15 protein-coding genes are annotated in these 13,364 nt (G+C 66.4%); 9 read left to right on the top strand and 6 right to left on the bottom strand.

Features of this window, described 5'->3' with window-relative positions:
• Positions 1-146: 146 nt before the first annotated feature.
• From EV668_RS04055 to EV668_RS04035, 5 genes are all read left to right on the top strand, one after another.
• Positions 147-1,094 (top strand): SphA family protein, encoded by a 948-nt coding sequence (locus EV668_RS04055; RefSeq protein ID WP_245512827.1) that lies wholly within the window; start codon positions 147-149, stop codon positions 1,092-1,094.
• Between the two features lie 24 nt (positions 1,095-1,118).
• A complete protein-coding gene (locus EV668_RS04050) occupies positions 1,119-2,135 on the top strand; it encodes an HAD family hydrolase (RefSeq protein WP_425359580.1) in 1,017 nt (338 codons plus the stop codon).
• Positions 2,136-2,244: 109 nt separating this feature from the next.
• Positions 2,245-3,204: a formylglycine-generating enzyme family protein gene (locus tag EV668_RS04045; RefSeq protein ID WP_133768549.1), complete on the top strand. Its 960-nt coding sequence runs from the start codon at positions 2,245-2,247 to the stop codon at positions 3,202-3,204.
• A gap of 79 nt (positions 3,205-3,283) precedes the next feature.
• Positions 3,284-3,928 (top strand): hypothetical protein, encoded by a 645-nt coding sequence (locus EV668_RS04040; protein WP_133768548.1) that lies wholly within the window; start codon positions 3,284-3,286, stop codon positions 3,926-3,928.
• Positions 3,929-3,991: 63 nt separating this feature from the next.
• Positions 3,992-4,174, top strand: coding sequence for a hypothetical protein (locus tag EV668_RS04035; RefSeq protein WP_133768547.1), 183 nt, complete (start codon positions 3,992-3,994; stop codon positions 4,172-4,174).
• An 18-nt stretch (positions 4,175-4,192) separates the two neighbouring features.
• On the opposite strand, the gene EV668_RS04030 is transcribed toward EV668_RS04035, so the two are convergent.
• From EV668_RS04030 to EV668_RS04020, 3 genes are all read right to left on the bottom strand, one after another.
• On the bottom strand, positions 4,193-4,513 hold the full coding sequence (locus EV668_RS04030; RefSeq protein ID WP_133768546.1) for a hypothetical protein: 321 nt from the start codon (positions 4,511-4,513) through the stop codon (positions 4,193-4,195).
• 533 nt (positions 4,514-5,046) lie between these two features.
• A complete protein-coding gene (locus tag EV668_RS04025; RefSeq protein ID WP_133768545.1) occupies positions 5,047-5,583 on the bottom strand; it encodes an isochorismatase family protein in 537 nt (178 codons plus the stop codon).
• Positions 5,584-5,594: 11 nt separating this feature from the next.
• The gene (locus tag EV668_RS04020) at positions 5,595-6,317 is read right to left on the bottom strand and encodes a protein tyrosine phosphatase family protein (protein WP_133768544.1); all 723 of its coding nucleotides are present in this window, start codon (positions 6,315-6,317) and stop codon (positions 5,595-5,597) included.
• 219 nt (positions 6,318-6,536) lie between these two features.
• Here EV668_RS04020 and EV668_RS04015 point away from each other — a divergent pair, with 219 nt between their 5' ends.
• Both EV668_RS04015 and ppa read left to right on the top strand, forming a co-directional pair.
• Positions 6,537-7,043, top strand: coding sequence for a GNAT family N-acetyltransferase (locus tag EV668_RS04015; RefSeq protein WP_133768543.1), 507 nt, complete (start codon positions 6,537-6,539; stop codon positions 7,041-7,043).
• 122 nt (positions 7,044-7,165) lie between these two features.
• Entirely contained in the window at positions 7,166-7,708 is a 543-nt protein-coding gene (gene ppa, locus EV668_RS04010; protein ID WP_133768542.1) for an inorganic diphosphatase, read from the top strand.
• Positions 7,709-7,777: 69 nt separating this feature from the next.
• On the opposite strand, the gene EV668_RS04005 is transcribed toward ppa, so the two are convergent.
• From EV668_RS04005 to EV668_RS03995, 3 genes are all read right to left on the bottom strand, one after another.
• Positions 7,778-8,080 carry an AtuA-related protein gene (locus EV668_RS04005; RefSeq protein ID WP_133768541.1) on the bottom strand — a complete coding sequence of 101 codons (303 nt, stop codon included), beginning with the start codon at positions 8,078-8,080 and terminating at the stop codon, positions 7,778-7,780.
• Positions 8,080-9,405 (bottom strand): acyclic terpene utilization AtuA family protein, encoded by a 1,326-nt coding sequence (locus EV668_RS04000; protein WP_133768540.1) that lies wholly within the window; start codon positions 9,403-9,405, stop codon positions 8,080-8,082. Before EV668_RS04000 ends, EV668_RS04005 begins: the two co-directional genes overlap by 1 nt.
• A gap of 81 nt (positions 9,406-9,486) precedes the next feature.
• Complete coding sequence (locus tag EV668_RS03995; RefSeq protein ID WP_133768539.1) at positions 9,487-10,473, bottom strand: ABC transporter substrate-binding protein; 987 nt, start codon at positions 10,471-10,473, stop codon at positions 9,487-9,489.
• A gap of 284 nt (positions 10,474-10,757) precedes the next feature.
• Between EV668_RS03995 and EV668_RS03990 the strand changes: the two genes are divergently transcribed.
• Together EV668_RS03990 and EV668_RS03985 are read left to right on the top strand one after the other, a co-directional pair.
• Positions 10,758-11,918, top strand: coding sequence for a COG3904 family protein (locus EV668_RS03990; protein WP_133768538.1), 1,161 nt, complete (start codon positions 10,758-10,760; stop codon positions 11,916-11,918).
• 114 nt (positions 11,919-12,032) lie between these two features.
• Positions 12,033-13,235 carry an ABC transporter substrate-binding protein gene (locus EV668_RS03985; RefSeq protein WP_133768537.1) on the top strand — a complete coding sequence of 401 codons (1,203 nt, stop codon included), beginning with the start codon at positions 12,033-12,035 and terminating at the stop codon, positions 13,233-13,235.
• Positions 13,236-13,364 lie beyond the last annotated feature (129 nt).

Genomic DNA, 13,364 nt, shown 5'->3' with positions numbered 1-13,364 from the left:
TACAGGACAGATGCGACTCCTCAGCCGGACGGGCGTGCCGAAGAGCACGAGGGGGTGAGAAGATGTCGACGCAGAAGCGGCGCAACAGCGTTTTGCGCCATGTCGCCTTGGCCGCTGGCGTGTCAGTCGGGCTGTCGACGGCCGCTATGGCCGCGGAGGGTGGCGCGAGTTTCTATCTGCCGGGGATCAATGGCCCGATGGCCGGCTTCCTGCCGCCGGAAGGCGTCTATTTCGACAACTCGACCTACTTCTATGACGGGAGCCTAAGGGGCGGACGGCAGACCTTGATCGGCGGCAACGTCGCGATCGACGTCAAGGCCGATATCTGGGCGAACTTCGCGACCGGCATCTGGGTGACACCTCTTGAGGTCTTGGGCGGCAACTTCGCCGTATCGGCCACCCTCCCCTTCGGACAGCCGACCGTCAGTGCCGGTGGGATCCTCAACGGTCCTCTGATCAATCAGGTGGTGGGACGTCCGATCGCCGTGAGCGCACGGGACTCGATCCTGAACATCGGCGACCCGGTCTTCACGAGCATGATCGGCTGGCATTCAGGCAATTGGCACTGGAAGGTCGCGGCAGCCGTCAGCATTCCCGCGGGCGCCTATCAGCCGGGCCAGTTGTCGAACCTCGCGCTCAATCGCTGGGTCGGCGACTTCAGCGCCGGCCTGACTTATTTCGACCCGTCCACGGGTTGGGATCTCTCGACGGTCGCGGGCTTCACCGTCAACGGCATGAATCCGGCGACGGATTACCGGACGGGCAACGAGTTCCACATCGACGGGGCCATTACGAAGAACCTGACGAAGGAACTCTCGGTCGGAGCGATCGTCTCGCATTACCAGCAGCTCACCGGCGATAGCGGATCCGGCGCGCGGGTCGGCTCCTTCAAGGGACGCACGACGGCCGTCGGCGGGACCATCTCCTATACGTTCCCTCTCGGCCAGGTGCCGGTGACGACGCGCGTGAAGGTTCTGCGGGAGGTCGATGTCGTGAACCGGGCTCGGGGAACGATCGGCTGGCTGCAGATCTCGCTGCCGCTCTGGGTGCCGCAGGCTCCGAAGGCGCCGCAGGTCGTCAGCGCTCGCTACTGAGCGCACGGTGCTGTTGCGGATGAAATGATGTCGATGAGATCGATCCACGCGCGCTTCGCCGGGATGGTGCTCGCTCTCTTGCTGTGCGTCTGCGCCGCCGCGCAGGCCCAGCAACCGACCGACCCGCTGCCCTCGTGGACCGACGGTCGGGCGAAGTCCGCCATCCTCGATTTCGTCCGGCGCGTCACGCAGGAAGGCGGCCCGGATTTCGTGCCACCGCCGGAGCGTATCGCGACCTTCGACAACGACGGCACGCTCTGGGCCGAGCGCCCGATCTATTTCCAGCTCGCTTTCGCGCTCGACGAGATCAAGCGGCTCGCGCCCTCCCGGCCGGACTGGGCCGACAAGGAGCCGTACCGCTCCGTCGTCGCCGGCAGCATCGACGGCTTGGTGGCATCGGGCGAGAAGGGGCTCCTCGACATCCTCGCCGCCACCCATGCCGGGATGACGACAGAGGATTTCGCCCGGGCCGTCTCCGACTGGCTGGCCAGTGCCCGCCACCCGGAGAAGAACCGGCCCTACGCGGAACTCGTCTACCAGCCCCAGCTCGAACTTCTGGCCTATCTGCGCGCGAACGGGTTCAAGACCTTCATCGTGTCGGGCGGCGGCATCGAGTTCATGCGCGTCTTCGCCGAATCCCGCTACGGCATCCCGCCCGAGCAGGTCGTCGGGTCATCCGGACGGGTGACGCTTCGGACCAGTCCCGATGGCCGGCCGCAGCTCTACAAGGAGGCGGAGGTCGAATTCGTCGATGACGGGCCGGGCAAGCCGGTCGGGATCAACCGCTTCATCGGCCGCCGCCCCATCCTCGCCTTCGGCAACTCGGACGGGGACCTGCAGATGCTGCAATACACTGCGGCCGGAACGGGACCGCGCCTCGCGCTCATCCTCCACCACACGGATGGCGAGCGGGAATGGGCCTATGATCGCAAGTCCCATATCGGTAAGCTCGACAAGGCTCTCGACGAGGGACGCGCGAAGGGATGGATCATCGTCGACATGAAGTCCGACTGGACGAGCGTTTTCCCGCCGGAACGATGAGACCGGTTCGAGCCGGCCGGCCCGCAGCCTTCGTCATGCCCGACGCCGATATGGCCGACCGCTCGCTCACGGCCGGCGCGCGAACGATCGCGTAGGAGGGACAAGCGAGATGGCCGACGGTACCGTCCTCGAACGAAGCGAGGATCTTCGGGGCATGGTCCGCGTCCCCGGCGGCACGTTTCGCATGGGCTCGGACGACCATTATCCCGAGGAGGCTCCGCGCCATCAGGTGAGTGTCGGCGGTTTCTGGATCGACCGGACGCCCGTCACCAACGCCCAGTTCCGCGCCTTCGTCGAAGCGACGGGCCATGTCACCTTCGCCGAGATCGCTCCCGACCCGAAGGATTATCCCGGCGCTCTGCCTCACATGCTGCGCGCGGGCTCGCTCATCTTCGATCCCCCCAACCGGCCTGTCGATCTGCGCGACTGGTCCCAGTGGTGGACGTTCAAATTCGGCGCGAACTGGCGCAAGCCATACGGCGCCGGAACTTCGATCAAGGGCCTGGACGATCATCCCGTCGTCCACGTGGCCTATCGCGACGCGGAGGCCTATGCGACCTGGGCCGGCAAGAGCCTGCCGACCGAGGCCGAGTGGGAATTCGCGGCGTGCGGCGGGCTTGAAGACACCGAATTCGCCTGGGGCGACGAACTCACCCCGGACGGGCGCCACATGGCCAATACCTGGCAGGGGAATTTCCCGAGCGAGAACACGAAGGCCGACGGCTATGCGCGAACATCGCCGGTCGAAGCCTTCCCGCCGAACGGCTACGGTCTCCACGACATGATCGGCAACGTGTGGGAATGGACCGCGGATTTCTGGTCGACCGGCCATCCTGGCGACGCGCCGAAGGCGTGCTGCGTGCCACAGAACCCGCGCGGCGGGCCGGAAAGCGACAGCTACGATCCGCGCCAGCCGGCCATCCGGATCCCGCGCAAGGTGCTCAAGGGCGGATCGCATCTCTGCGCGCCGAATTACTGCCGACGCTACAGGCCGGCAGCCCGTCATGCCGAGCCGATCGACACCTCGACGAGCCATGTCGGTTTTCGCTGCGTGGTGCGGGCCGGTTGATCAAGGCGGCCACCCGGAACCGGGCGCCCCGCGAGGGCTTCGCCGCGAAACCGTCACGCTCGCGCGCTCAATCGGCATCATGACGATGCTTCGCTTTCGCCACGCACGGCTTCTCGCCATCGCTTTCGCCGGTCTTCTGCCGCTTCAGAGTGCCTCCGCGCAGCCAAGCCGAGCGCCGGCCGCCGTCCAGGGCGAGGCTGCCTCCCCGGCTCGCCCGAAGGACTGCACTCCCCAGGCCGCCGTCTATGCGGATCCTGCCCCCAAGGGGGTCAAGCTCTGGGTGCTTCGGCAGGGCACGATGGTGCTTCCCGAGAATCCGCTGCGCCCCCTATCGCGCGACGAGGCCGTCGTCTTCGAGGTCGTCGTGAACGGGCGCCGGGCCAGTGCCTGGGGTCCCGACAGCCATCACCTGCGCCAGGGTGGAGCGCTCCAGGCGCTCGAACGCGAGGCGTCGGGTCCCATTCGATGGGCGGATGCGGGGGAGCCTCCCGCCGCGATCCGCGTCGTGGCAGAGGACGGCCGTCCTCTCCTCGGCCCCCTCGCCTTCGGAGGTTGCGAGGACGCGCCGGACGCGAAACCGGTCGCCATGCCGACCCCGAAGAAGGAGCGCCCCGCGCGCACCCGGCCGGGTCGAAACGAAGCCGGTCCGGCGCCGGGCGGGCCGTCGTCCGGCAGCCACCTTCCGCAAGGCGCCCTCGACGGCCTGTCGCTCCCCCGCCGCTGACGGAACCGGAATGGGATCTCGGCATTCGTATTGCCGACGTAGCGAAGCCACTCGGCAGGCCCCATGCGCATGATCCTTGCCCTCATCGGGCTTCTTGGCATCTTCGTTCTTGTCGCGATGGTCGTCGCCCCGTCTCAACCGGTCGTGCGCGACTGGTATCTGACCCACGCCTGCGGCCATCTGGACAGGATCAGCACGGATATCTGCGCCGCGATGCGCCGAGCGGCGGGCGGCCGTCCGATCTGAGGCCTCCCGGGACGGGCCTCAGCGAGGCGCGGCGTTGAAGCCCGTGAGATCCGACGCCATCGTGCGGTCGAAAGGTGCCGTGATCGTCTCGCCATTCTCGAAGACGATCGTGCGCTCTCCCCTGGCGAGATCGAAGGTGATCGACCGCGCTACCATGCGGGCCGCCGGCGCAGGCTCGGGAAGCGGAAGCGCGAGAGGATGGGTCGCGGCGCGGATCGCGCGGGCGCGCTCCTCGAGGCCGGTCCGCATCTTGTCGAGACCGGGCGTCGGATGGAGGAGACCGATCGAGGCCGTCGCGATCACCCGATCCGGCGGAGGAAGATCCGACGCGTGCCGCACGATCGTCTCGGCCGACCTAGTGATCGACCCCGTCGTGGTATCGGGTCCGGAGAGGGACGGCGGGAGCGGTGGCGGCGGAGCCACGGTGCCCGTCTCGATTGCGAGGGTGGCCCCTGCGGTGGTCGCAGCGACGTTCCGCTCCGAGGGCGGAGACGCGACGGAAGGCGATCGCCGCTGGGCGGCCCGGCCGCGCCGCGCATGCCCTCCCCCGCGCCTGGCGGCGCCTCGAACGGCCTTACGGGCTGCCCAACGGCTGCCCGTCTTCTTGCGCGTCTCGTGCTGGGCGGCATCTGCCGGGCCAATTCCGAGACCCGTGCCGCCCGTCCAGGCCGAGAATGTCGTCAGGGTCCCGACGATTGCGGCTCCGATGAGCAATGCCGTGCGCGGCATGCCGGTCCTCCAACGCAAGAAGCACGGCCCGACAACCGGGTCCGTCCTGGGATCACAGGATCAAGGCGAAGCTCCTTTGTCCCCAAGCATGTGGCCAAAAGACGGCGTGATCGATAGAAATTATAATCTGTTGGCCCGAGGCTCTACTTGATCAGAGCAAGAGCCTCGCGGAAGCGCGGGTGCTCGGCACTGCGGAGCCACTCAAACACGACCATCTCGGCGGTGACGACGTCTGCGCCATGCGCGGCCATGCGCGCGATGGCGGCGTCGCGACTGTCCTCGCGGCGCGATCCGACCGCGTCCCGGACGACCTTCACCGAACGCCCGTCGGCGAGGAGCCCGAGCACGGTCTGGAGCACGCACACATGCGCCTCGCAACCTGCGACGATGATCTCGCGGTCCGCCGGAACGACCGCCCGGACCGCATCGGTCGCCCAAGCGTCGAAGGTCATCTTGGCGACAACGCGCGCGCCTTCAGGCGGCGCAAGCGCAGGCACCGTCGGCCCGATCCGGGTGGGATTGTGCTCGGTGTACACGATCGGGACGTCGAGCAATCCGGCGGCGGCGACGAGCTTAGCAGCCTGCGCGACCCGCTCCCCTCCCGCCGCGATCGCCGGCATCAGCCGCTCCTGGAAATCCACCAGAAGAAGAAGCGAGGCGCTGCGATCGGCGAGGCTCATGGCGCGCTCCGCTATTCCCGCCGCAGCAGGCGATCGGCCATCAAGGTCGACCACAGGCTCGGCCTGAAGGATCGCGTCAGCGCCTCGGGATCATAGACGTCCCTGACCCAGGCCTCGAAGGAGAGCCCCTGGCTCTCTCCCTCCCGCTCATAGGTATCGAGGAACGCGTCGAGGATGCCGGTCTTGGCGTGGCGGAAATGCCCGTAGCGCGGGCCGAGCTCGCGCCGGGCCTCCGCGACGCTGGCTCCCTCTCGGACGATCCGGAACAGGGCCGCGAACAATCCGGCCCGATCGGCGCCCGACTTGCAGTGGACGAGCGCGGGGTATTCGAGGTCCTCGAAGAAGCGTCTCAGACCGAGCAGCGTCTCGCGATCCGGCGCCTCCCGCGACCGCAGGACGAGATCCTTGAGCACGATGCCGTGACGGCGGCAGGCGTCCCGCTCGAGCGGCCAGGAGCCATGCTCGCGCCCGCCGCGCAGGTTGACGATCGTCTTGCCGCCGGCCTTCGCGAACCAGGCGACCTGGCCGGGGCTGGGCTGGGAGGAGCGCCACAGCTCCTTCGAGACCCGCCCTCGATTGGGATAGATCAGCCGCAGGATGCCGTGATCGACGAACAGCATGTTCGTCCACGCCCGCACGCGATCGAGCGGGCCGCCGAGCTCGCGGTCCCAACGGGCGATGCGCGCCATCCGACGCGCATATCTCACTTCTGGCTTTAAGAGTCTGTTAAGCACGCTGACCGGACGATGACGGTGAGGCGTCGTAGTCTCGCGCCTGGGCCTCCGGCTTTACCAGCCGCGTCCAGACCGGGCAACAAGGCGCGGCTGTGCCGCAATGGCGACAGGGTTGGGTGTTTCGTTGGGGAAGCCGCCCTGGCTGGCCTTGGACTTGCTCGGGGCAGGAGGACATTGTCGAGTTCACGGTCTCACGTCGGAGAGGGTGCGGACAGGCCCATGACTGCGATCACGATCAGCATCCGTCGCGCCCGGTCGGAGGACGCGAACGATCTCTCCGGTGTCTTCGACAACACCTGGCGGGAGACCTATCAGGGCATCCTGCCCGCGATCACGCTCGAGCGCATGATCAGCCGCCGGGGACCCCGCTGGTGGCTCCAGACCATCGGGCGCGGCCGGCCCCTCGTCGTCCTCGACGTGGGCGACCGCGTGGCGGGATATGTCGCCTACGGTCGCTGCCGCGACAGGTCCCTGCCCGCGGATGGGGAGATCGACGAACTCTACCTCGCGCCGGAATACCAGGGACTGGGCTTCGGCAAGCGTCTCTTCAATGCCGTCCGTAACGATCTCTCCGATCGTGGAGCGAAGCGCGTTGCCGTGTGGTGCCTGTCCGATAACGATCGGGCCTGCGGATTCTACCGGAGCATGGGGGGCCGGCTGATCGCCGAGAGCAACGAGCGCTTCGGCGGCACGACGCTGTCCAAAAGCTGTTTTCTGTACCGCTGAGGCACTTCCACAGCGCTGTCGGATCGCGGTCGGGTCGAAAACGGTTCCCAGGATGCAGCTCGCTCGCCTTGTTCGAAGCGCGGCGCATCGCTACAGCGGGCGATCGGAACCGGAGCAAAAGCATGCGTCTCGACGCGATCCCGATCGGCAAGAACCCGCCTCACGACATCAACGTCGTCGTCGAGGTGCCGATCGGCGGCGAACCCATCAAGTACGAGATGGACAAGGAGGCCGGCACGCTGGTCGTCGACCGCTTCCTCTACACGTCCATGCGCTACCCTGGAAATTACGGCTTCATCCCGCATACGCTGTCCGGCGACGGTGACCCCTGCGACGTCCTCGTGGCGAACACCCGCGCGATCGTTCCCGGCGCGATCATCAACGTCAGGCCCGTCGGCGTACTGCTGATGGAGGATGATGGCGGCCAGGACGAGAAGATCATCGCGGTGCCAAGCACGAAGCTCACGCGGCGCTACGAGAAGGTCGTCTCATACAAGGATCTGCCGGAGATCACGCTCCACCAGATCGAGCACTTCTTCGCCCACTACAAGGACCTCGAAACGGGGAAATGGGTGAAGATCCTGCGCTGGGGCGATGCCGAAGAGGCAGCCTCCCTCATCGTCGAGGGTATCAACCGGGCCAAGGAACAAAGCGCCAAAGCGTGACGCTCGAGGCCCGTTGAGCGCGCTGTCGCCTCGTGGTCGACAGCGCGCCGCCCGTTCAGGACGAACGTCTCACACCTCGAGACCGAGGATGAGAAAGCTCCAGGACTTGCCGTGCGAATCCAGGTTGAGGGAGGTGTTCACGCCACCCTCGAGCGATGAGCGCATGACGAGGTTCACCGCATGCAGATGGTCCAGGTCGTAGCGCACGACCTCCCCGCGGATGAGTTCGGGAAAGGCCGCCTTCACCCGCTCAGGCGTGAGAGCGGACTTGATGGCCGGGTAGTCCTTCGGATCATAGGCAAAGACGGCGACGCTCGAGGTGTCGCCTTTGTCGCCCGCCCGTGCGTGCGCGATGTCATACAGGCGGGGCATCAGGCCTCCAGGATCTCGAAGCGGGGCGACACCCGATCCCGCCCGATCGAGGCGGAATAGGTGACGACGGAGGGGGTGATCGCGCCGCGATATCCTCCGCCTCCGGCGGGGCCGCAGCAGAGCAGAGATTCGACCTCCCAAAGCACCTGCTCGGCCTTCTCACGGTCTGTCGAACGCATCGCCGCCCGAACGCGGATGTCCTGCGAATCGGATGGGTACTCGGTGGCGGTCCCGTGCAGGGACGACACGCCGATCAGGTCGAGCCTGAGTTTCGCGTCATTGCCGAGGATGTCGCTCAGCCGCTCGTCCAGCACATCGCGGGCGAGGCCCGCTCGCGCGACCGCGTTCGGCCCGGCATAGCTGATCCCCGCCTCTGCGAGGTAGCCGCCGTCGAACCCGACCGTCACCTTGAGGTCGCGCGGCCGCTCCCGGCCCGTCCCGCCTGACAGCCGGATGCGGTCCGGACCGACCTCTTCGACCGCGACGCCGCTGAAATCGGCGACGACATCGGGCGTGAAATAGGACGACGGATCGTGCACCTCGTAGAGCAGCTGCTCCTTGACGGTGCGGCTCGTCACCATGCCACCGGCCTCGTCCAGCTTCGTGATGACGAAGTCGCCACCTTCGCCGATCTCGGCGATCGGGAAACCGCACTGGGCAAGACGGGGCACGTCCTTGCGGCCGGGATCGGCGAAATACCCGCCCGTGATCTGCATGCCGCATTCGAGGAGATGGCCGGCGACCGTGCCGGCGCCGAGCTTCTCCCAGTCGTCTTCCGTCCAGCCATAGTGGTGCCGCAGCGGCGCGACGACCAGCGCCGGGTCAGCGACCCGGCCGGCGATCACGACGTCTGCGCCAGCCTCCAGCGCCGGCAACAGGGCATCGGACCCGAGATAGGCATTCGCGCCGGCGAGGGGCAATCCGACCTCGGCCAGCGTTCCGCCCTCCCACAGGGGGGTGTCGGGGCCGAGGATATCCGTCACCTCGTCGCCCTCGATATAGGCGACCCTCAGTCCCGCAAGCCCAAGCGACCGGGCGAGTGCGATCGTCGCCTCGGCCGCCGCCTTCGGATTGGCGACGCCCATATTCGTGACGAGCCGCGTGCCGTGCGCTCGGCAGAGCGGCAGAATCTTCCTCATGCGTGCTTCGAGCTGGGCATTGTAACCCTTCTTCGGGTTCGCCCGCCGGTCCCGATGGCCGAAGGCCAAGGTCCGCTCGCCGACGCATTCGAAGATGATGAAATCGAGCCGCCCCTTTTCGACCAAGTCGCAGGCAGGCCCAAGACGATCGGCGGAAAAGCCGGCACCACACCCAATTCTCAGCATGAAGGCTCCCTATACTCGCAACGCGCACCCGGTCCCTGCCTGCAAGGCAGGGACCGGGTGCGATCCTGTGCCGTTCGTGGCTCAATCACCAGGCAGGTCGTGCGCCTCGGCGAAGAAGACGTCCTTCCAGTCCTTGACCGGCGTCCTCACGGTGCCGAGCCTGTTCATGAACTGGATCGTCTTGCCGATCTTCTGGGGGGTCAGCGTGTAGGCCCAATTCGGATCCGAAATGATCTCGGTGAGTTCCTCGACCGTGTTCTTCCCCCCGGCAAGCTTGAGATACAGCTCCGCCGCCCGCCTCTTGTCGGCGTTCAGATAGTCGATCGCCTCCCGCGTGGCGTTCACGACGGCCTGTACGGTCTTGGGATTGGCCTTCTTGAACCGCTCGCTCGTGATCAGCGTCGCCGCCGTCGCCATCCCGCCCAGGATCTCGTAGGAGGTCATCACGGTATGGATGCGCGGATCCTTCTTCTCGACCTCATGGAAGGGCGAGGAGGCGAAATGGGCCGTGACTTCGGTGTTGCTCAGCAGAGCCGTCATCGCGTCGGGATGGCTCAGGGAAACAGTGTTGCCGTCGATCTTGAAGTGCTCGCCGGGTCCGAATTCCTTTTCGGCCTGCATCTGCAGCATGATGGCCTGCGTCGAGACCTTCACCGAGGGAATGGCGATCTTGTCCTTCGGGCCAAAATCCTTGAGCGACTTCACACCCGGCGTCTTGGTATTGAGATAGAGCGGATACGAGCAGATGGCGACGAGGCCCTTCACGTCACCGCGCGTCCGATCCCACAGCAGCCCGATCGAGGGCGTTCCAAGAGCCGTGAACTGGATCGCACCGGAGATCAGTCCCTCATTGAGGTTCGAGGGGCCGGCGAGCTTCGCCCAGACGACCTTCGGCTCCGGCAGACCCAAAGCCTTGGCATGCTTTTCGACGAGCTTGGCGTTCTCCATGTACATCATGGGCAGGAACGAAAGACCGAATTGCTGCCCGAGGGTCACTTCCGACACCTCGGCCCGCGCAGGCGCCGCGAGACCAAGGGCAATTGCGCCCGCCATCATCCAGCGTTTCATGCATCCTCCCAAACGACCGTTTTTGGCCTTGCCTTACCCTTAAACAGGCTCGTCGCGTGACGCTAGCTCCGGCCCCTGCCATGAACCTGTGGCCGTCGGGCGCCGTTCGATCCTGGATCGCGATGCCGGCCTTTGCATAACTTCCGCTTGCCGCGCGTCGTCGCGTCTCGTTACACCGTGACCATGGCGGTCCGAGGGATGCTCCTCGAGCCGGCTTGTCGAGACGGAATCTCCCAATGCGTCAGGGTCGGCGGGGCGGATGGTGGGGCGCCGGCTTCGCCGGCGTGAGCGTGCTCCTTGCAAGCTGCGCTGCCGGCGCAGCGGAGTTCGAGACCAAGGCGCTTTCCAGCCCTCCCCGAGCCGTCATCTTCGCGACTGGACAGATCGTGCAAGGCGACCACAAGCGCTTTCAGGCGGCTCTGCGCGATGCCAAGCGGATCAAGTCCAACATGCATCCGCTGCTGGTGCTGGAATCGCCCGGCGGAGTGGCAGCCGAGGCCTTCGCCATCGGACGATCCGTAAAACGCAACAGCATCGCAACGGCGATCCTCTCCGGCTCGTATTGTGCGAGCGCGTGCAGCGTCATCTTCTTCGGCGGATACGACGCCAAGGCGAAAGCGCTTGATCGCTCCGTCTACGGCGCGGTGCGTCTCGGCGTTCACCGCTGGGGACCGCCGAAGATCATCGGTTGGAACCCTAAGCGACCCGTGCCAGCGAGCATCCTTGCTGCGGCCGAGAAGCGTACGAGGCAAGATTTCCAGTCCTATTACGACGATATGCGGGTCTCTCCCGAGATCCGCCGACGAACCTTCGAAACCCCGTTCGCGAGCATCTATCTGCTTTCGCGCGCGGAAATGACCGATTCCGGCATCGGCGCGCGCCTCGCCGCCCAGACACCGCATGACGGCCTCATGCCGCTCGAACTGCGTTGCCGGGGCGCCTGCCCTGTCCCGAAGCTCGACCTGCGTCCCTCGGTCGTCACGACATCGGCAGGAGGCAGCCAAGATGCGCCTACGAAGCCGATCGCGGGCATGGCCTATCTGCGCGGCTGGGCCAATCTGATCAACAAGCGCGTGACGATCGAAGACTGCACGCTCTGGCAGCCGGCCTCGGCGCGGGCGCCCTGTCTGGTCCGCGAGAACGGCGTGCGCCGCGGCTTCGTGATCGTGGCCGCCTCGGACCCCGAAAGGCCGGGTTGGGCGATCATCCGCGATCGCTGCACCACCGGGGAGCCGGTCGAAGCATGCCGCGTGGAACTGACCGGAACGCTGCTGCTGACCTCCCGTGGGCCTGTCTTTGCCGAAGCGACGGCGCGCTTTCTGGACACGCAGGGCGAGACGGCATCGACACCGGACGCACGGCTCGCAGTGTCCGCACCGGGCGTGACGACCGAACGCGATCCATCGGCCGTGGAGCTTGCCGCCGATGTGAACGTCTGGCGATAGCAGGCCGGCCGCGCTTTGTTTGCGCCCGAGGGCCACCGAAAGGCCAAGACGCCGCAGCTTGACTTGCCTTCCGACGATGCTCTTTCTCCGGGCATAACAATCCGAGGAACGCTTATGTCACGACTTCTAGGCCTCGCGGCCGGCGCCACCGCACTGGTCCTCGCTCCCTTCGCCGCGCAGGCCCAAGTCTCCGGGAACACCGTCAAGATCGGCGTCCTGAACGATCAGTCGGGCATCTATGCCGATTTCGGCGGCAAGTGGTCGGCCGAGGCCGCGCGCATGGCGGTCGCAGATTTCGGCGGCAAGGTCCTGAACGTACCCGTCGAGATCGTCTCGGCAGACCACCAGAACAAGCCCGACATCGCCTCGAACATCGCCCGGTCCTGGTATGACAACGATGGCGTCGACGCGATCGTCGAATTGACGGCGTCCTCGGTCGCCCTCGCGATCCAGCAGCTCTCGCTGGAGAAGAAGAAGATCACGATGGTCTCGGGCGCCGCGACCTCCGACCTCACGGGCAAAGCCTGCACGCCCTACGGCTTCCATTGGGCCTACGACACCCGCGCCCTTGCCGTCGGCACGGGCGGGTCGCTCGTCGAGGCGGGGGGAGACAGCTGGTTCTTCCTCACCGCCGACTACGCCTTTGGTCACGCGTTGGAGGCCGACGTCTCCAAATACGTGAAGTCGAAGGGCGGCAAGGTGCTGGGCGCCGTGCGCCATCCGCTCGCCACCAACGACTTCTCCTCCTTCCTCCTCCAGGCCCAAGCCTCGAAGGCGAAGATCGTCGGCCTCGCCAATGCCGGTCTCGACACCAACAACTCGATCAAGGCCGCGGCCGAATTCGGCATCGTCCAGGGCGGCCAGCGTCTCGCCGCGCTCCTCCTGACCCTCGCCGAAGTCCACGGCCTCGGTCTTCAGGCCGCCCAGGGCATCGTGCTGACCGAAGGTTTCTATTGGGACATGGACGATCAGACGCGGGCCTTCTCGAAGCGCTTCTTCGAGAAGACGGGCCGCATGCCGAACATGGTCCAAGCCGGGACGTATTCCTCGGTGCTGCAATACCTGAAGGCCGTTCAGGCCGCCGGAACCGATAACGCCGACGCCGTCGCCAAGAAGCTGCGCGAGCTCCCGGTCGACGACTTCTTTGCGAAGGGCGGCAAGGTCCTCCCGAACGGCCGCATGGTGCACGACATGTACCTGTTCCAGGTCAAGTCGCCGGGTGAGTCCAAGCAGCCCTGGGACTACTACAAGCAGCTCGCGACCATCAAAGGCGAGCAGGCCTTCGCCACCCTCGCCGAGAGCGGCTGCTCGCTGTAGTAGCTGCCGACTGAAGGCCGATCACCCCGCCTCCCCGCACAAGCGGAGGCGGCGGGGGTCGCACAGATCAGGATCGCGCGTCGCACGACGCGCACCTGACGTGGAGCTCCACCGACGTCGGTTCGGTCT

Origin of the sequence: Enterovirga rhinocerotis, from assembly GCF_004363955.1 — a bacterium.
GTDB lineage: Bacteria > Pseudomonadota > Alphaproteobacteria > Rhizobiales > Beijerinckiaceae > Enterovirga > Enterovirga rhinocerotis.
The sequence above is the reverse complement of the archived record's forward strand: the minus strand, read 5'-3'. Positions and strand labels throughout refer to the sequence as shown.